This is a genomic window from Streptomyces sp. A 4/2 (assembly GCF_940670765.1).
Lineage (GTDB): Bacteria > Actinomycetota > Actinomycetes > Streptomycetales > Streptomycetaceae > Streptomyces.
The window spans coordinates 252,977-270,279 of the sequence record NZ_CALNVW010000019.1 but is presented as its reverse complement, the minus strand read 5'-3'; the positions used below and the strand labels follow the sequence as shown (position 1 = coordinate 270,279).

Sequence of the window (17,303 nt, the reverse complement as noted above, 5' to 3'; positions counted from 1 at the left end):
CCGGCTCGTGGCTGAGATCCGGATTCCCGCTGACATCAAGCCCGCCGACGGCCGTTTCGGCGCGGGCCCCTCCAAGGTGCGCACGGAGGCGCTGGACGCCCTCGCCGCGACCGGCACTTCTCTCATGGGTACGTCCCACCGCCAGGCCCCGGTGAAGAACCTGGTCGGTGCGGTACGGCAAGGCGTACGCGACCTCTTCCAGCTCCCCGAGGGCTACGAGGTGATCCTGGGCAACGGCGGCTCCACCGCCTTCTGGGACGTCGCGACGCACGGACTCATCGAGTCCAAGTCGCAGCACCTCAACTTCGGTGAGTTCTCGTCCAAGTTCGCGAAGGCGTCGAAGCTCGCCCCGTGGCTGGCCGACCCGACCGTGATCGCCTCCGACCCGGGCACCCACCCGGACCCGAAGGCCGAGGCGGGCGTGGACGTCTACGCGCTCACGCACAACGAGACGTCGACGGGCGTCGCGGCCCCCGTCAAGCGGGTCGCGGGCGCCGACGAAGGCGCTCTCGTCCTGGTGGACGCCACCTCGGGCGCGGGCGGCCTGCCGGTCGACATCACCGAGACGGACGTCTACTACTTCGCCCCGCAGAAGTCCTTCGCCTCCGACGGCGGCCTGTGGATCGGCGTGTTCTCCCCGGCAGCCCTGGAGCGCGCGGCGCGCGTCCACGCCTCGGGACGGCACATCCCGGAGTTCTTCAGCCTGCCGACGGCGATCGACAACTCCCTCAAGAACCAGACGTACAACACCCCGGCCCTCGCCACGCTGTTCCTGCTGAACGAGCAGCTGACCTGGATGAACACCCAGGGCGGCCTGGACTTCACCACCGGCCGCACGGCCGCCTCGTCCGGCCACCTGTACGGCTGGGCCGAGGACTCGAAGTACGCGACCCCGTTCGTGACGGACCCGGCGAAGCGCTCGCAGGTCATCGGCACGATCGACTTCGCGGACGAGATCGACGCCACGGCGGTCGCCAAGGCGCTGCGCGCCAACGGCATCGTGGACACCGAGCCGTACCGCAAGCTGGGCCGCAACCAGCTCCGGGTAGCGATGTTCCCGGCGATCGACCCGACGGACGTCCTGGCGCTGACGGCCTGCATCGACTACGTGATCGGGCAGCTCTGAGGCCTCGGGGCCTCTCGCCGACACCCTGTCCTCCCAAGTAGCCCCCTACCTCGCGCGGTAGGGGGCTACTTCGCGTGCGGTGGGGAACCTCAGCCTCGCCGTGCGGCACCCGTGGGCCAGACCACATCGACGGCGAGTCCGGCCTTGCGCGCTTCGAGCACCGTGTCGGCGGTGCCTCCGCCCTTGCCCGACGGGGGCATTCCGTCCCACACGGCGACGAGCCGATCGGCGCGCTCCAGAAGGACGGAGTTCGCAGCCTCGTACGCCTTCCGGTCCGCAGTGTCGTAGGGCAGCACAACGACTTCGGCGGCAGCCCCGACCAGACGATCGAATACCTGGGCGTGCTCGCCGTGCACCTTGGTCGCCCGGTAGTTCCTCGACGGAATCACCGCCACGAGCCGACCGCCGACCTCGATCACCATCTCGGCGAACAAGCTGTCGGCTCCGGCAGCGATGCACGACACCCCGACCAGCCGGTCAGCATGCGACTCCAGCACCTCACGAAGCGCGTTACGCACGAGCGGGACACTTTCGGCTGTGATGTCCATATGCCCAGTGACGGCAAGGGTGGTTGTCACGTGCACTCTCCGATCAGCTCGCCAGCAGATCGCGGATACTATCGCGCGCCCCTCGCACCGACGGCGACGAACTACGGCCCACGGTATAGGGATAGAGCGAGCCGAGTTTTCTACGCACCCGACCGGAACGGGTGAGCGAGGCTGCCTCGACAGCGCGGTACGTGTAGTCAGCCGCATCTGACACATCCCCTGCGAGAAACGAGCACTCAGCAAGCCCGATCCAGTCGAGCGCGTGTGACCGGCTGGCCTCGACACCACGTGCAGCGAGCGCCTGCCTGATCTCTGCGGCAGCTGTCTCCGCATGTGCCCGGGGGTCCGTGCGTGCCATGTCGAGCAGCCTTCCGCCCGTCACACCCGCGAGCTCTGCACGATCGAAGTAGTGGATCCAGTAGGGCTCTTCACCGTCGTCAGCGTCAGCGAGTGCATCGACAGCCTGTCCCGTTGCCCGATGGAATGCTCCAGGGCGCCCCTGCGCCGCGTAGCACCATGCCTCGCGGGTATGGAGCATGGCACGTACCCGCGGACCAAGCTCATGTCGTGCCCCGTCCTGCGCAAGTCGCACAAGATCGAGGGCATCCTGCGGCCGATCGCGATACAACATCTGCCGTGCCATGCCGGCAAGCACATTCGCCCCGAATACGGTGTCGCCGCCAGCGTGCGCAGACCGCAAGGCAAGCACGTAGTACTGCTGTGCCTGCCGCTGCTGCCCCAAGTCCCAAGCCATCGTCGCGGCAGTTCCCGAAAGCTGCGCCATCACCCGATAGAGGCGGCGTTCGACATCCGGCCGCTGCTGCTCTTCGAGATTCGACGCAACTTCATTCAGCTGTCCAACCACTGCTTTGCGTCGCAATCCTCCGCCGTACTGGTGGTCCCATGACCGGAAATGACGCGTGGTGCGTTCCAGTTGCTCTATGTCATTCTCGCCAAGTCGACCTCGGCGCAATCGTGGTACGACAGCTGCAGCTGGCTGCATCCAGCCTTCGAGCGAGTTGAGCAGCCCGGATCCGGTCACGGCTGCCCCTGCAAGTGCGCGAGTTGCCGCGCGCCGATCCATCACGAGATCACTCCTGGTCACGTCTGCCGCAAGCTCAACCGTGCGGTCGGGGTTCCACGGGGTCTCTCCTGTCGGCGTACGTCTCTCCGGCTCTACGGCCTGCTGTTGCTCGTCGGGTTTCGCCTCCCACGGCCGACGAGCGAGACCGAGCATGGGGCCGGGGATACAAAGCCCGTCGGAGATACGACAAATCACCGTGAATGCAGTGACCTGTTGCTGCCCGCTAATGATGTTCGAGACCTTGCCGGGCGTGAGCTGACACGCCGACGCGATCTTGTTCTGCGACAGTCCGCCCCACTTTTTGAACAGGGCGAACGCCGTGGCGAAGTCGTGCTCTGCGAGAGCTCGCCCGACTTCCTCACGTTCAAGGACTTCCAGAGCAAGCGGGCCAGGCGAGATGACGTCCATAGGTCGACTCCGAGGCGATCTTATGGGGGATGGATAGCGTATCGATAGAGAAACGAGTGCATTGCCGAGTCGGTAACACCCGCTGGTCATAGGCATATTGATCCCCCAGACCGAATCTGGATACCCGAAGGGAAGACGCCGACGACCGGAGGCACCGTGCAAACGACTACCGACACGCAACAAACCATCGAGGGGCCAGTCGCCACCGGCTCACAGTGGTCAGAGGCAGAGGATCCCAGGCCCGTGGATCTCGAAACGATGCGGGCCGTAGCGGATCGGCTTCTCGCCCTGGAAGAGGCGCCCTCGACGGATGATCTCCTCACCCTGGTCATGATGCTGCGCGGATTCCTCGCCCTGCTCATCCCCGAGGTCCGCGCACTGGCCGCCGGACGTCCCGTGGACGACGTATGGCGGGCCGCCGCGCAGGCCGGAATCGGTGAGGCCCGTCGCCGCCTGAACCACACCACCGGGCACCGCGCACCCGTGCTGCTCGCGGAGGCCCAGCGCCTGTCCCGGTCGGTGCTGGCCCTGTGCACGCACCTGGAGAACCTGGAGGCGTGCGGTGAGTGACTGCGTCGCACCGTGGAAGCCTCCGCAGGGAACCGTGGGCGAGCTGGTGGCCGCCGGACGCTCCTGGGACGCCGTCCGTGCCCCGTGCAGCATCGGAGCCACCGTCGTCGACCAACTCGGCGAGAACTGCGGCGCGGTGATCCAGGACGGCTACGCACAGAAGCTGTACTGGCTCATCAAGCCCCGCACGGCCGATACATGGCAGCACCAGGCAGGGTCGTCCGTGACGGTCCTGGGTACCGCCTCGTACGTGTTCGTACCTTCGGTGGAACGTACCGAGGGGCCGGGCCTGTGGTGGAAGGTCCCGCTTGAGCCGCTGCGCTACCTCACCGACGCGGACCTGCTGAAGGCCGTACTTGAGGAGGAGTTGGACGCGGTGCTCGGCCCGCGAACCCTACTGGCATGCGAACCGTGCATGCACGCCCGGCTCTTCGAGACGAGCCATGACGGGTGCACAGGCGTCAGCAGTACGGAGTTGCAGGGCAGACGGATGCGCCCGAGTGCGCCCCGGCCCTGCCCCTGCGATCACCAGCTCATCCGGAGTAGCGATGCGTGAGCCGAAGAACCGCCTCGCCGCCCTGACAGTGCTCTCCTGCCTCCTGGCTGTCCCGCTCCTCATGTGCCGCGTACACGACCTGGCCGTATAACCCAGCACCACACCCCATGGCGACCGAATCGGGTTCAAGGGTCGCACCCGACAACACCCGCCCCGGCCGGAGTCCCGTAAGACCCGGCCGGGGCGGCTCTCCCACCGCAACGCATCAGGAAGAGACACCGCCAAGGAGGAAAAGCGAAGAGCTTCTTCGCACCCCACCGGTCTCACATCGAAAGGCTCGGCATGACCATCACCATCGACAGTCCGGGATTGAACACTTCTCCCGCTGACGGAATTCTTTCCGTCGAGTGCGAGCTGACAGGCCGCTGCCAGTTGGAATGCTCGCACTGCTGCACTTGTCCGGACCGAAGGCCGGCCACGGCACGATGACTCGCGCCGACTGGCTTGACGTCGTGGACGACATCGCCGCTGCCGGTATCCCCGCCGTCCAGTTCATCGGCGGTGAGCCGACTCTCTCCCCGTCCTTGGTCTCCCTCGTCGACCGCGCGCTCGGGCATGGTCTGGTCGTCGAGGTCTACTCGAACCTCGCGCATGTCCGTCCCTCTCTGTGGACTGCCTTGGACCAGGCCGGTGTTCGTGTCGCGACCAGCTACTACAGCGACGACCCGGAGCAGCACGACACGATCACCGGAGGCAGGGGCAGCCATGCCCGCACCCTGGCCAACATCACCGAGGTACTGCGCCGGGGCATCCCGCTGCGTGTCGGCCTGGTCGACCTCGGTGACGGGCAGCGCGTCGCCGAAGCCGAAGCCCAACTACGGGCGCTCGGCGTGCAGAACATCCGAGTGGACCGGGTACGCGCAGTTGGACGCGCGGCATCGGATTCCGCCACCATTCCCCACGTGAGTGAGCTGTGCGGGCGGTGCTTCCACGAGCGCGTCGCAGTGTCCCCGGACGGTGATGTGTACGGCTGCATCCTGTCCCGGCACCTGCCCACGGGGAACGTACGCACGACACGTCTGCGTGAGGTCCTGGCCGGCCCCCGGTGGGCCGAAGCGCGGTCCGCCGTGCCCAAAGCGGCTACCCACGCGTGCCCGCCCAACGACGGCGGCGATTGCAGTCCCGCCAACACCCCTGCTTGCAACCCGAAGTTCCAGGAGAAGCACCGGTGAACTGGAAACCCCTTGCCGCAGTCCTGGCGGACAGCGTCACCCACGCCGGGTCACGCTGGCGGACACCTGTCGCGGCGCTCCCACGGCATCTTTTCGTTCCGAACTGGTGGGCGGGAGAGGATGGTTGGTCGTTACGCGCAGGGGCTGACACCGAGGAGGGGTGGCGGGCCGCCGCGTACACGGACACGTCACTCGTCACCCGCGTCGGAACCGCTCACGCGGACCACGCGCAGCCCGGCGACCGGCCCGTGGGCCGACCGACTTCCTCAGCAACGCTCCCGTCGCTACTGGTGCGCATGTTCCAGCACGCCCGGTTCGGCGACGACGACACTCTCCTGGATGTCGGCACCGGCTCGGGATACGGCACTGCCCTCGCCTGTATGCGCCTGGGAGAACGCCGGGTCAGCAGCATCGACGTGGACGCCTACCTCACCGAGGCAGCTGGGCAGCGTCTCGCCGAGGTTGGACTGCACCCCCGGCTGCACGCCCTGGACGCGAGCAGCGAACTGCCGGACGCCTACGACCGGATCGTGGCCACCGTGGGCGTCCGGCCCGTACCCACGAGCTGGCTGACAGCGCTCAAGCCGGGCGGACGACTGGTGACGACCATCGCCGGTACGACGCTCATCGTCACTGCGGAGAAACAGGCCGATGGCACCGCCAGGGGGCGGGTCGAATGGGACCGGGCGGGTTTCATGGACGCCCGGCACAGTGCCGACTACCACGCCCTGCCGGTTGGCCTCGGCGACGCAGCCCGCACGCAGGAAGGAGAGTTCGTCACCGCGGGCCGGTATCCGGTGGTGGATGTGGAACAGGCGTGGGACCTGTCGTCGATGCTGGGGATCGAGGTGCCCGGTGTCGTCCACGGATACGAGGAAGACGGGGAGCGGTGTACGGCCTGGCTCGCTCACCCGGACGGTTCGTGGGCTCGTGCCACCAGCCGTGACGGCGGTACCCCGGTCATTCACCAGAGCGGTTCCCGCCACCTCTGGGACGTCCTCGACAAGATCCGCTCCTACTGGCTTCAGCACGGCGAGCTTCCTGCACGCGGTGCCCACGTCCTGATCACCCCCGACGGGCGGACACGGCTCGCCCGAGGGGCCTGGCGCGCCACCCTCTGATCAGAACGCGGCACCCTGCGGTCAGCGCGTCTCCCGTACGGCCTCTCCCGTACGGGAAGGCCGTCCGCTCACCCGTCGATCAACCGCTGGAGCGAAGGCCCGCAGAGCTCGGCCAGCCGTTCGGGCGTGGCCAGTTCACCGGCGCCGGGCCGGTGCAGGCTGAGCGCCGCACCGATGCCCAGCAGTTGGCCGGCGATCAGTTCCGCGCGCAGTTCGTGGTCCTCGCCGGTGAGGCGGGCGGCCAGCCGGGAGGTGACCTGCTCGCGGAAGCGCTCCTTGAGCAGGGAGCGCTCGTCACGGTTGCCGAGGGAGAACACGACGCGCAGCAGCGGGTCGGCCTGCTGGGCGCGCCGGCTTCGTACGAGAGTGAGCACCAGGTGGCGGCCCAGTTCGTCCAGGGGCGCGTCGAAGAGTGTGTCGGCCGCCGCCCCGAAGTCGGCGACCTTGTTGAACAGTTGCTCCTTCGTCCCGAACCGCTTGACGATCAGCGAGGCACTGACCCCGGCGTCGGCGGCGATCCCGCGCATGGTCACCTCGGCGTACGGGCGCTGGGTGAACGCCCGCCGGGCGGCGAACAGGATGGCGTCCCGGCCGCTCGGGCCCGTACCCGTACCCGTACCTGTACCTGTACCTGTACCCGCAGCGGTCGCCGTATCCGTACCGGCCCCCGCATCCGCATCCGTACCCGTGTCCGTACCGCCGACGGTCATGCGTCCTCCCGAACAAGCACCTTCGTACCCCGCTCCCCGACGCTACCGGCCGCGGCGGACGTCTTGCCCGGAATGCACAGTGTGACGGCCAGCGCGGCGAGTGCGACGGCCCCCGCGATCAGGAAGACCAGCAGGTACGCGTGCAGGGTGGGCGCGGTGCGGCCTCCGACCTGGAAGGTGACGTTGGCCAGGACGGCGGCGACCACGGCGGAGCAGAAGGCCTGTCCGACCGAGCGCATCAGGGTGTTGAGCCCGTTGGCCGCCCCGGTCTCGCTGACCGGGACCGCGCGCATCACCAGCGAGGGCAGCGCGGAGTACGCGAGGGCGGTGCCGGAGGCCACCACGGTGGCGCCCACGATGATCAGCCACAGGCTGTGGCTGGTGAAGAAGCGCACCAGATACCCCACGGCCAGGACGCCCGAGGCGAGCGCGAGGGTGAACTTCGGGCCGTACCTGGCGGAGAGCCGCGCGGAGACCGGCGACAGCGCCACCATGGAGAGCCCGCCGGGCAGCAGGCACAGCCCGCCGACCACGATCGAGGCGCCGAGGCCGTACCCGGTGTCCTTGGGTTCCTGCACCATCTGGGCGGTGGACAGGGAGTTGGCGTAGAAGGCGAAGCCGATGAACAGCGCGGCCAGGTTGGCGAACAGCACCGCGGGCCGCGCCGAGACCCGCAGGTCGACCATGGGCGAGGAGACGCCCAGCTCGTAACGGCCCCAGACGAGCCCGATCACGACGGCGGCGACGAACAGCCCGATGACCCGGGCGGAACCCCAGCCCCACTCGCCGCCCTGGGTGGTGGCCAGCAGCAGACAGACCAGCGCCCCGCTCAGCCCGAGCGCTCCCAGCGCGTCGAACCGGCCACGCGTACGCAGCGGGGACTCCGGCACGAAGATCAGTACCAGCACGATGTCCAGCACGCCCAGCCCGGCCGAGGCCCAGAACATGGTGTGCCAGTTGTAGTGCTCGATGACGAACGCGGCGATGGGCAGCCCGACGGCCGCACCGATCCCCAGCGTCGAACTCATCAGCGCGACGGACGACAGCACCCGGGCGGGCGGCAGCTCGTCCCGCATGATGCTGATGCCCAGCGGTACGACGGCGAGCGCGGCCCCTTGGAGCGCGCGCCCGGCGATGAGCACCCCGATCTGGGAGCTGACCGCGCAGAGCACGGACCCGACGACGAGCACCCCGAGCGCGGCGACGAGCACCCGCCGCTTCCCGTACATGTCCCCGACCCGCCCGAGCACCGGCGTACAGACGGCGCCGGTGAGCAGCGTGACGGTGACCAGCCAGCTGGCGGCGGCGGGGGTGGACCCGGTGAGCGCGGGCACGTGCGGCAGCAGCGGCACGACGAGCGTCTGCATGACGGCGACGACCACACCGCAGAAGGCGAGAACGCCGACGAACATGCGGGGGTGGGCGGCTCTGCCGGGTTCGTCGGATCCCGCGAGCGCTGTCGGCTCTGCGGGTCCGGGTATCGCTGGGGACATGGCTCTCCGTCGGGCTTGCGGCTGGCGTGGGAGCTGCGCACCGCGACTGGGGTGCACAGACGTTCACCCCAGGGTAAACGCTTGTGCACCCCAGGAGCGCACAGGGATACGCGGGGAAGCGGGGAAGCGGGGAAGCGGGGAAGCGGGGAAGCGGGGAAGCGGGGAAGCGGCACCATGACACCCACTGGGTATTGTCGAATCATGCTCTACGAGACTCCTGCACTCACGCCTCAGGACCGCGACGTCCTCGCGCATGTCGACGTGATGCGGGAGAGCCTCCGGCACCAGGTACAGCGCACGCCGACCAAGTGGACGGCCGACCTGCGCAAGACCCTCACCGCGCAGGCCATTGCCGGATCGAACAGCATCGAGGGCTACACGGTCGACTCCGTCGACGTCGAAGACCTGCTGGACGGCGAACAGGAAGTCGCCGTCTCCGCGGAGAACCGGGCGGAGACGCTCGCCTACCAGCACGCCATGGCCTACGTGCAGTCATTGCACGACACCCCCGACTTCCGCTACGAGAAGTCGCTGCTCAACAGCTTGCACTGGATGCTCCAGGGCCATCACCATCCGGGCATGACCGCGGGCCGGTGGCGCAAGGGCGGAGTCTGGATCAACGAACCCGGCCAGCCGGCACAGGCGGCGTACGTCGCCCCGGACGCCGACGAACTCCCGTCGCTGACACATGAGTTGATCACGTGGCTCAACGAGGGCGACCTGGAAGCCCACACCCTGGTCCGGGCCGCGATGGCCCATCTGAACCTGGTCAAGATCCACCCGTGGTCCGACGGCAACGGCCGGATGTCACGCTCCCTGCAGACCCTGGTCATCGCACGCGGCGGGGTCCTGGCCCCGGAGTTCTCCTCGATCGAGTCCTGGCTGGGCGCGCCGGGCAACACCTGGGAGTACTACAAAGTTCTCAAGCAGGTGGGAGGCCGCGAGTGGTCCCCTGGGCGCGACACCGCCCTCTGGATCCGGTTCAACCTGCTCGCGTACCACCAGCAGACCCAGACGGTGCAGCACCGCATCGACCGGTCCACCCGCTGCTGGATCCAGCTCGCCGAATTCGGGGAACACAACGGCGTCGACGAACGCCAGGTCACGGCGCTGCACGACGCCGCTCTGGCTGGACGCGTCCGCCGGGCCCGCTATCAGCGCGCGGAGAATCTCAGCAATCAGCAGTCCGTCCGGGACATCCGCGCGCTCGTGGAGGCCGAATTGCTCCTGCCGGTGGGGAACACGAAGGCCCGGTACTACGTCCCGGGCCCACGCTTCCCGGCGCCCGTGCTGGAGGAGTTGCGACAGCCGATGTGGCTCGATGACCCGTACGACGACTGACCGGCGAACCGGGGCTTCGAGTCGGCCGGAGCCCCGACCGGCTCCCCCGCCTGCTTCGGCCGTACCGGCCCGGCGCACAGCGGGACCTCCCTGACGCGCAGCGCCGCGGCAAAAGCAGCAGCGCCCACCACCGCTCCCGTCAGCCCCGGCCTGCGCGGCCCTGGCCTGCTTCGCCCTCGAAGCACCGAGCCTGGCCCGGGACCGGTCCGATGCCCAACAGGCCGTGCGGGCCGCCTTCGACCTCCTCGAACACGGCTGGCAGGCGACCGACCGCACGGGCCGGTGACGGTTACAGCGGGTACGGGGACGACGACCCGGTCGGCGATGCAGGCAGTGACACGGGCAACGACGACTGCCACCGCACCTCCCCGTCCTGCCACTCCCCCGTCGGCCGGAGACCGACCGCCCCGGCCACAGCGGCGGACGCCGCGTGGTCCGGGTGGATGTGCGCGATCACGTCCCGCACACCGGGTACCGACCCGAGGTGCGCGACCAGCCCCGCCGCGGCCTCCTTGGCGATGCCACGGCCCTGCCACGGTGTCCCCACCACCCAGGCGATCTCCGCGACCGGCGGCTCGACCGTCGCCTGCACGGTCCCGGCCAGGCACCCTTCCGTACGCAGCCGGATCACCCAGTTCCACCAGGTCACCGCAGGGTCGGGGGAACCGGCGACCTGCCGTACGTACCGGGCGCGCAGCTCGTCCACGGTCGCCGGGTCGCCGCCGATGAACGCGTGGAGGGCGGGGTCGGCGAGCACCTCGGCCATCTCCCCGGCGTACGCCACGCGCAGCGGCAGCAGATCGAGGCGTTCGGTGGAAAAGGCCGCGGGCTCGGCCGTCAGGACAGTCATGCCGCGAGATTACGCAACGGGTGGGCGACCCCGGACAGCCACCCGGCCCTGATACGGGTACGGGTACGGATATCGGGCCTGATACGGGCACAGGTACAAGTTCGGCCTGATGCGAGTACGGGTGCGGGCCCCGGCCTGACACGGGTGCGGGCCCGGCCCAGGTACAGATCCAGCCGCCCGACCTGAGTACGAATCAACCTAGTTGGCCGAACATGGCGTAGCAGCATTAGGTGCCGGAGGCATCTAGTGGAGGGGACCGGTAGGACACCCTCCACATCTGTTTGTGAGGCCCGCCATGGCAGACATCGAGACCGCCGTCTCGTTCCCGCAGGACCGTACCTGTCCCTACCACCCGCCGACCGGATACCGGCTCCCGGACGACGGGCAACAGCCGCTGACGGCCGCCACCCTCTTCGACGGCCGCCGGGTGTGGCTGGTCACCGGGCACGCCGAGGCGCGTGCGCTGCTGGTCGACCGGCGGCTGTCGTCCGACCGGGAGAACCCGGCGTTCCCCCGGATCACCGAGCGGGTGGCCAGGAGCTCCGATCAACGGGTCGCGCTGATCGGCATGGACGACCCCGAGCACCACACCCAGCGCCGGATGCTCATCCCGAGCTTCAGCGTCAAGCGGACCGCCGCACTGCGGCCCCAGATCCAGGAGACCGTCGACCGGCTGCTGGACGCGATGATCGAGCGGGGGCCGTCCGCCGATCTGGTCAGCGCCTTCGCCCTGCCGGTTCCCTCGATGGTGATCTGCGCGCTGCTCGGCGTCCCGTACGCCGACCACGAGTTCTTCGAGGCCCAGTCCCGCAAACTGCTGCGCGGCCCCGGGGTCACCGAGGTGGAGGCCGCCCGGGACGCGCTCAACGACTACTTCCGGTCGCTGATCGAGCGCAAACGCACCGACCGGGGCGAAGGGCTGCTCGACGAACTGATAGCCCAGCGGCTCGAAACCGGTGCCGTCGACCGCGAGGAACTCGTCCAGATGGCCGTGATCCTGCTCGTCGCCGGGCACGAGACGACCGCGAACATGATCTCGCTGGGGACCTTCACCCTCCTCCAACACCCGGACCAGCTCGCCCTGTTGCGTTCCTCCGACACCCTGATGCCGACCGCCGTGGAGGAGTTGCTGCGCTTCCTGTCCATCGCCGACGGCATGGCGCGGCTGGCGACGGAGGACATCGAGGTGGGCGGGGAAACGATCCGGGCCGGTGACGGGGTGGTCCTCTCCACCTCGGTGATCAACCGCGACGGTTCCACCTACCCGTCACCGGACGAACTGGACCTGTCCCGGGAGGCCCGGCACCACGTCGCCTTCGGATTCGGCGTCCACCAGTGCCTCGGCCAGAACCTCGCGCGGGCCGAGATCGAGATCGCGCTGCGCACCCTCTTCCACCGGCTGCCGGAGCTGCGGCTGGCGGCCCCGGCCGACGAGATCCCGTTCAAGCCGGGCGACACGCTCCAGGGCATGCTCGAACTGCCCGTGACGTGGTGACTCCGCTGACCCGGCCATCCCTACTTCCCCGGTCGCCCCTGCTGCCCCTGCTGCCCCGCCAGTCCCCACTTCCCCCACTTCTCCGACTTCCCCATGCAACTCGAATGATCCAACTCCCCGTCGAGAGGCGCCTGTTGTGACAGAAATCAATATCGACACAGATGTGTGCATCGGCGCCGGTCAGTGCGCGCTGACAGCGCCGAAGGTCTTCACCCAGGACGACGACGGCTTCAGCGAACTCCTGCCGGGCAACGAGGACGGCACCGCCGACCCGATGGTCAAGGAGGCCGCCCGCGCCTGTCCGGTGCAGGCCATCACCGTGACGTAGGACATGACGCGGGCCGGGGCGCAGGCGGCGCAGGAAGGGTGCGGTGGTCCTGTCGCTGGGGACAGGACCACCGGCGGCAGGGCCGCCGACGGGACCACCGATGGGACCATCGGCCAGGCCACCGACGAGAGCTCCGTCCGGGTCACCGAAACCGAAGGGCCTGGGGCCTTTACCATGGGCAGCCCGGAGCAACCGGTCCCGCGCGCCCACACCCCGGAGGCCCCGTCCCCGTGCCCCAGCCCCCGTCCCCGCCCCGACAACTCACCCTGCAGGGCGACTGCGCGAACTGCTTCGGGCTGTGCTGCGTAGCGCTCCCCTTCGCCGCGTCCGCCGACTTCGCGGCCGACAAGCGCGCCGGCCAGCCCTGTACCCATCTCCGGACCGACTTCCGCTGCGGGATCCACACCCGGCTGCGCGACCAGGGCTTCCCGGGCTGCACGGTGTACGACTGCTTCGGCGCGGGCCAGCAGGTCTCGCAGGTCACCTTCGGCGGCCAGGACTGGCGGCAGGCCCCGGAGACCGCCCAGCAGATGTTCGACACGTTCCCCGTCGTCCGCCAACTCCACGAACTGCTCTGGTACTTGACCGAGGCGCTGACCCTGGACCCGGCCCGCCCCCTCCACCCGGAGCTCCGCCGCCTCCTCGACGCCACCGAAGCCCTCACCCACGGCACCCCCGAGGCACTCGCGGACCTGGACGTGGCGGCGCACCGCGCGGAGGTCAACGTCCTCCTCCTGCGCACCAGCGAACTCGTACGCGCCGGAGCCGGAGCCGGACCCACCGGCCGCAAGAAGAAGAATCGCAGGGGCGCCGACCTGATGGGCGCCCGGCTCCGGGGCGCGGACCTCAGGGGCGCCGACCTCCGCGGGGCCTGTCTGATAGCCGCGGACCTCACCGGCGCGGACCTGCGCACCGCCGACTTCATCGGAGCGGACCTCCGCGACACGGACCTCACCGGCGCGGACCTCACCGGCTGCTTCTTCCTCACCCAGCCCCAGCTGAACGCGGCACGGGGCGACGCGACGACGAAACTGCCTCCGTCGCTGGTCAGGCCGGCGCACTGGACGCCGTAGGACGTACTTACCTGACCGGGGGCCGCGGAAACGAACCCGCGTCCTTCACCTCTTCCCCGACCGCCTCCGCACCCCCAGGAACACCACGAACAGCGCGATCAGCACCGCCGCGCCGCCCCAGGTGATGCCGGAGTGCCCCGAGTCGTCGCTGTCCCCCGCGACCCGCTGCGAACTCCCCTTCCGGCCGGGCGCCCTGGCCCCGTCCTCGGTCGTGCCCGGGGTGTCCACCGGGAACCGCAGCACCTTGCTCTGCGCCCCCTCCGAACCCATCATCAGCGCCTTGCCGTCCAGCGTGTACGTCACCGACTCGGCCTGTCCCTGGAACGGCACGTTCAGTACGTGCTCCTTACCGAGCCCGCCGGAGGCCTTCCAGTCGTACGTCTCCGCCCCGAGGTACCCGCGCAGCGTCAACTGCTTCCCGTCCGGGGAGAACGCGCCGTCGGTCACCCACGGCACCTTGTCGATCCGCCGGAAGACGTTGGTGCTGGTCGTGGAGAGCTTCTCGGGCCCCACGTACAGCCCGCCCTTGGTCTGGTTCTTCGACGCGATGTAGACCCGGCCGGTCTTCGGGTGCACCATCAGCGCCTCGGCGTTGCGCGGCCCGTCGGCGTACTTCACGGTGAACTGGGTCGCCCGGACCGTCTCGTTCCGCAACTGCTTCGGCTCGGGGAATCGGTAGATCCAGACGTGGTCCCAGGACCCGTCGAGGTTGTCGCCGATGTCCCCGACGTAGATGTCACCGTCCGGCCCGATGGAGATCGCCTCCACGTCGCGGGGCGCGCCGACCCCGCTCATGGTCACGGTGGCGACCGTCTGCCCGGTCCTCGAATCGACCGCGTAGACGTACGGCCCGTCGCCGCTGTCGTTGTGCGTCCAGTAGATACCGGGGTGCAGACGGCTGGCGGCCAGCCCGCTGGACTCGGCGATCCGGGGGTCCTTGATCGTGAACCCGCCCCCGCCCCCAGCCCCGCCCCCGCCGTCGGCGGCAGCGGGCGTGGCAGGCAGAACGGCGAACAGGACGGTGGCCGCGGCCCCGGCGACGTACGGAAGCGAACGCATGCCCCCAAGACTGCCATCCGCAGGGCATCGGCGATGATGACGGGATGCGTCCGAGGATGATGTTCGTCGGTGATTCGATGACCATAGGCCGCGCCGGCGACTACACCTGGCGCTACCGCATGTGGCAGCACCTGGGCGGGTCCCCCGGCGTCGGATACGAGACGGTCGGCCCCCGCACCGAGCTCTACGAGTCGAGCACCGCCTACGCCGACCCCGCCTTCCCGGCCGAGGCACGTCGCCATCTGGCGGGCTGGGGCGAGGGCTGGCAGCACATGGCCCCGGTGATCCGCGAAACGGTACGGACCCACCGCGCCGACCTGCTGCTGATCTCGCTGGGCCTGATAGACCTCGGCTTCTACACGGACGCCGACCAGACCGCCCGCAACGTCCGCACCTTCCTGGCGGAGGCCCGCGCGGCCAACCCCCGGGTGCAGGCCGTGATCCTCCCGGTGATCCCGAACGTCCGGGCCGAGACGGACGCACCCTTCGCGGCGGAGGTGGCCCGGTTCAACGTGCTGCTGGCGAAAACGGTCGCGGACCTCGACACCCCGGCATCACCGCTGCTGCTGGCCTCGCGCCCGGAGTCGTACGACATCCACCAGGACACGTACGACGGCACACACCCGAACGCGAGCGGCGAGCACAAGCTGGCGGGCGCCTTCGCCGACGCGCTGCACCAGGCGTGGGGCGTGGGCGGGCGGTACCGGGCACGCCCGGACGGGCGGCCTGGCGTGCACCTCGTGTGAGCGTGGGCACTGTCCCGACGCGCGGGCGAACTCCCTTACAGCACACACCGGTTACGAGCCTCACGGCACCCCGTGCCCCCACCCCAAGAGCCGAAGTACCGCAACACGCACCGCATGCACCGCACGCACCGCACGCACCGCACGCACCGCACGCACCGCACACGCCATACACGCCATACGCGCCGCACGCACCGAGAGAAGGACCCATGCCCGCTCCCGACCCGAACACCATCCACCCGATGCCCGGCCAGCCACGAGTGGTGCTCCTCAAGCCCCTGGTGACGTCCCCGCTGGTCGAGGTGGGGGACTTCTCGTACTACGACGACCCCGACGACCCGACCGCGTTCGAGACCCGCAACGTGCTGTACCACTACGGCCCGGAGCGCCTGGTCATCGGCAAGTACTGCGCACTGGGCGAAGGAGTGCGGTTCATCATGAACGGCGCGAACCACCGGATGGACGGCCCGTCGACCTTCCCCTTCCCCATCATGGGCGGCTCCTGGGGCGACCACTTCGACCTGCTCACCGGCCTGCCGGGCCGGGGAGACACCGTCGTCGGCAACGACGTCTGGTTCGGGTACCGCACCACGGTCATGCCCGGAGTCCGGATCGGCCACGGCGCGATCATCGCCTCCGGCGCGGTCGTCGTCGACGACGTCCCCGACTACGGCATCGTCGGAGGCAACCCGGCCCGCCTCATCCGCCACCGCTTCAGCGACCCGGACATCGCCCGACTCCTCGCCCTGGCCTGGTGGGACTGGCCCGCCGAACACATCACCGACCACGTACGCGCCCTGATGTCCGGCAACATCGACGAACTGGAGGCCGCGGCCCCTGCGGCGGGCTGACGCCGGCGAACGGGATGCGGCGCGGATTGCCACGTTCCCGGCCTCCGGCGAGTGCCCGATCGTCAACGGCCGCATCGGTGCGCCCTACGCCAGGGGCAAGGAAGACAGAACTCCGCCCTGTGGCGTGGAGTACCTACGCTCCTCCGGAACCGGTAGTACACACTCAACGCCACCGTCACCTGGAAGATCCACCGGACCGGCACCGGAGTCGCCGGTGGCCAGCCCCTGCCCGACGGCGAGTTCGGCGCAACCCGGGACGTCACCGCCCAGGAGATCCAGGCCGTCAACCACTGAGCTCCGGGCACACGTCGACGTACCTGCCGGAAATCAGGATGTCCGCTGGGCAGCGACTGCCGGTATGCACTTCACCCCCTCTTGACGTCCGCCATATCTTCCCGAAAACCTTGCTGCGTAAGTTGGGTTGGTTGGTGTGTACTCGGTTGTAAACGGGGGTGGTTGTTGTGTCGGATTTGGCGAAGGATGCCGCGTCGATGGCGAAGGCGGCGTCGGGGTTACGTGGGGCGCCGCATCACACGGCGAAGCCGTTGCAGGATTTCAAGGCCGCTTCGCATGACCTGTCCGCGCTGGGCGCGTTGGGTTCGTTGCTGAAGGCGACCGGTGAGGTGCGTGACGGTATGAAGACCTTGTCGGAGCTGACGAAGAGCCTGAACGACGAATGGGACGACGAGGCGAAACTCCTGGGTGATGTCTCGGATGCGTTCGATCTGCTGGATGTGCTGTTGAGCCAGGCGGCCCGCACGAAGAAGGGCTGAAC

The 17,303-nt window shown here is 69.1% G+C and carries 18 protein-coding genes and 1 pseudogene; 13 read left to right on the top strand and 6 right to left on the bottom strand.

Features of this window, described 5'->3' with window-relative positions:
* The first annotated feature begins 7 nt into the window (after positions 1-7).
* Positions 8-1,126: a phosphoserine transaminase gene (gene serC / locus NBY69_RS13895; RefSeq protein WP_250301153.1), complete on the top strand. Its 1,119-nt coding sequence runs from the start codon at positions 8-10 to the stop codon at positions 1,124-1,126.
* An 89-nt stretch (positions 1,127-1,215) separates the two neighbouring features.
* Here serC and NBY69_RS13890 read toward each other — a convergent pair whose 3' ends face one another.
* Together NBY69_RS13890 and NBY69_RS13885 are read right to left on the bottom strand one after the other, a co-directional pair.
* Positions 1,216-1,674 (bottom strand): hypothetical protein, encoded by a 459-nt coding sequence (locus NBY69_RS13890; protein ID WP_250301152.1) that lies wholly within the window; start codon positions 1,672-1,674, stop codon positions 1,216-1,218.
* A 43-nt stretch (positions 1,675-1,717) separates the two neighbouring features.
* The gene (locus tag NBY69_RS13885) at positions 1,718-3,166 is read right to left on the bottom strand and encodes a hypothetical protein (protein ID WP_250301150.1); all 1,449 of its coding nucleotides are present in this window, start codon (positions 3,164-3,166) and stop codon (positions 1,718-1,720) included.
* Between the two features lie 243 nt (positions 3,167-3,409).
* Here NBY69_RS13885 and NBY69_RS13880 point away from each other — a divergent pair, with 243 nt between their 5' ends.
* From NBY69_RS13880 to NBY69_RS13865, 4 genes are all read left to right on the top strand, one after another.
* Positions 3,410-3,736, top strand: a complete 327-nt coding sequence (locus tag NBY69_RS13880) for a DUF6415 family natural product biosynthesis protein (RefSeq protein ID WP_250301148.1) — start codon at positions 3,410-3,412, stop codon at positions 3,734-3,736.
* A complete protein-coding gene (locus NBY69_RS13875) occupies positions 3,729-4,292 on the top strand; it encodes a hypothetical protein (protein WP_250301147.1) in 564 nt (187 codons plus the stop codon). The genes NBY69_RS13880 and NBY69_RS13875 overlap by 8 nt, the downstream gene beginning before the upstream one ends.
* 347 nt (positions 4,293-4,639) lie before the next feature.
* Positions 4,640-5,464 carry a radical SAM/SPASM domain-containing protein gene (locus NBY69_RS13870; protein ID WP_308409479.1) on the top strand — a complete coding sequence of 275 codons (825 nt, stop codon included), beginning with the start codon at positions 4,640-4,642 and terminating at the stop codon, positions 5,462-5,464.
* Positions 5,383-6,585, top strand: coding sequence for a protein-L-isoaspartate(D-aspartate) O-methyltransferase (locus NBY69_RS13865; protein ID WP_308409478.1), 1,203 nt, complete (start codon positions 5,383-5,385; stop codon positions 6,583-6,585). Before NBY69_RS13870 ends, NBY69_RS13865 begins: the two co-directional genes overlap by 82 nt.
* A 68-nt stretch (positions 6,586-6,653) precedes the next feature.
* Here NBY69_RS13865 and NBY69_RS13860 read toward each other — a convergent pair whose 3' ends face one another.
* Positions 6,654-7,295 (bottom strand): TetR family transcriptional regulator, encoded by a 642-nt coding sequence (locus NBY69_RS13860; protein ID WP_250301145.1) that lies wholly within the window; start codon positions 7,293-7,295, stop codon positions 6,654-6,656.
* Positions 7,292-8,788 carry an MFS transporter gene (locus tag NBY69_RS13855; RefSeq protein ID WP_250301143.1) on the bottom strand — a complete coding sequence of 499 codons (1,497 nt, stop codon included), beginning with the start codon at positions 8,786-8,788 and terminating at the stop codon, positions 7,292-7,294. The genes NBY69_RS13860 and NBY69_RS13855 overlap by 4 nt, the downstream gene beginning before the upstream one ends.
* A 201-nt stretch (positions 8,789-8,989) precedes the next feature.
* Between NBY69_RS13855 and NBY69_RS13850 the strand changes: the two genes are divergently transcribed.
* Positions 8,990-10,129: a Fic family protein gene (locus NBY69_RS13850; protein WP_250301141.1), complete on the top strand. Its 1,140-nt coding sequence runs from the start codon at positions 8,990-8,992 to the stop codon at positions 10,127-10,129.
* 289 nt (positions 10,130-10,418) lie between these two features.
* On the opposite strand, the gene NBY69_RS13840 is transcribed toward NBY69_RS13850, so the two are convergent.
* Positions 10,419-10,979: a GNAT family N-acetyltransferase gene (locus NBY69_RS13840; RefSeq protein ID WP_250301140.1), complete on the bottom strand. Its 561-nt coding sequence runs from the start codon at positions 10,977-10,979 to the stop codon at positions 10,419-10,421.
* A 295-nt stretch (positions 10,980-11,274) separates the two neighbouring features.
* Between NBY69_RS13840 and NBY69_RS13835 the strand changes: the two genes are divergently transcribed.
* The 3 genes from NBY69_RS13835 (at position 11,275) to NBY69_RS13825 (ending at position 13,875) form a co-directional block, all read left to right on the top strand.
* Positions 11,275-12,474: a cytochrome P450 gene (locus NBY69_RS13835; RefSeq protein WP_250301138.1), complete on the top strand. Its 1,200-nt coding sequence runs from the start codon at positions 11,275-11,277 to the stop codon at positions 12,472-12,474.
* Between the two features lie 136 nt (positions 12,475-12,610).
* On the top strand, positions 12,611-12,802 hold the full coding sequence (locus tag NBY69_RS13830) for a ferredoxin (RefSeq protein WP_250301134.1): 192 nt from the start codon (positions 12,611-12,613) through the stop codon (positions 12,800-12,802).
* A gap of 230 nt (positions 12,803-13,032) precedes the next feature.
* Positions 13,033-13,875: a pentapeptide repeat-containing protein gene (locus NBY69_RS13825; RefSeq protein ID WP_250301133.1), complete on the top strand. Its 843-nt coding sequence runs from the start codon at positions 13,033-13,035 to the stop codon at positions 13,873-13,875.
* Between the two features lie 45 nt (positions 13,876-13,920).
* On the opposite strand, the gene NBY69_RS13820 is transcribed toward NBY69_RS13825, so the two are convergent.
* A complete protein-coding gene (locus NBY69_RS13820; protein WP_250301132.1) occupies positions 13,921-14,934 on the bottom strand; it encodes a WD40 repeat domain-containing protein in 1,014 nt (337 codons plus the stop codon).
* Positions 14,935-14,978: 44 nt separating this feature from the next.
* On the opposite strand from NBY69_RS13820, the gene NBY69_RS13815 reads away from it, so the two are divergent.
* The 4 genes and pseudogenes from NBY69_RS13815 to NBY69_RS13800 all read left to right on the top strand — a co-directional run bounded on the left by NBY69_RS13815 (position 14,979) and on the right by NBY69_RS13800 (position 17,301).
* Entirely contained in the window at positions 14,979-15,680 is a 702-nt protein-coding gene (locus tag NBY69_RS13815; protein ID WP_250301131.1) for an SGNH/GDSL hydrolase family protein, read from the top strand.
* 206 nt (positions 15,681-15,886) lie between these two features.
* Entirely contained in the window at positions 15,887-16,528 is a 642-nt protein-coding gene (locus tag NBY69_RS13810) for a CatB-related O-acetyltransferase (RefSeq protein WP_250301129.1), read from the top strand.
* A pseudogene (locus NBY69_RS13805) lies at positions 16,521-16,822 on the top strand (hypothetical protein); the annotation flags it as partial. The gene NBY69_RS13810 and the pseudogene NBY69_RS13805, both read left to right, overlap by 8 nt.
* 167 nt (positions 16,823-16,989) lie before the next feature.
* Positions 16,990-17,301 carry a hypothetical protein gene (locus NBY69_RS13800; RefSeq protein ID WP_250301127.1) on the top strand — a complete coding sequence of 104 codons (312 nt, stop codon included), beginning with the start codon at positions 16,990-16,992 and terminating at the stop codon, positions 17,299-17,301.
* Positions 17,302-17,303: the final 2 nt, after the last annotated feature.

Excerpts from the sequence above, each read along its gene's own strand:
- NBY69_RS13860 (WP_250301145.1), bottom strand. The coding sequence starts at position 7,295 with ATGACCGTCGGCGGTACGGACACGGGTACGGATGCGGATGCGGGGGCC.
- NBY69_RS13820 (WP_250301132.1), bottom strand. The coding sequence starts at position 14,934 with ATGCGTTCGCTTCCGTACGTCGCCGGGGCCGCGGCCACCGTCCTGTTC.
- NBY69_RS13840 (WP_250301140.1), bottom strand. The coding sequence starts at position 10,979 with ATGACTGTCCTGACGGCCGAGCCCGCGGCCTTTTCCACCGAACGCCTC.
- NBY69_RS13850 (WP_250301141.1), top strand. The coding sequence starts at position 8,990 with ATGCTCTACGAGACTCCTGCACTCACGCCTCAGGACCGCGACGTCCTC.
- NBY69_RS13855 (WP_250301143.1), bottom strand. The coding sequence starts at position 8,788 with ATGTCCCCAGCGATACCCGGACCCGCAGAGCCGACAGCGCTCGCGGGA.
- NBY69_RS13810 (WP_250301129.1), top strand. The coding sequence starts at position 15,887 with ATGCCCGCTCCCGACCCGAACACCATCCACCCGATGCCCGGCCAGCCA.
- NBY69_RS13835 (WP_250301138.1), top strand. The coding sequence starts at position 11,275 with ATGGCAGACATCGAGACCGCCGTCTCGTTCCCGCAGGACCGTACCTGT.
- NBY69_RS13815 (WP_250301131.1), top strand. The coding sequence starts at position 14,979 with ATGCGTCCGAGGATGATGTTCGTCGGTGATTCGATGACCATAGGCCGC.
- NBY69_RS13890 (WP_250301152.1), bottom strand. The coding sequence starts at position 1,674 with ATGGACATCACAGCCGAAAGTGTCCCGCTCGTGCGTAACGCGCTTCGT.
- NBY69_RS13885 (WP_250301150.1), bottom strand. The coding sequence starts at position 3,166 with ATGGACGTCATCTCGCCTGGCCCGCTTGCTCTGGAAGTCCTTGAACGT.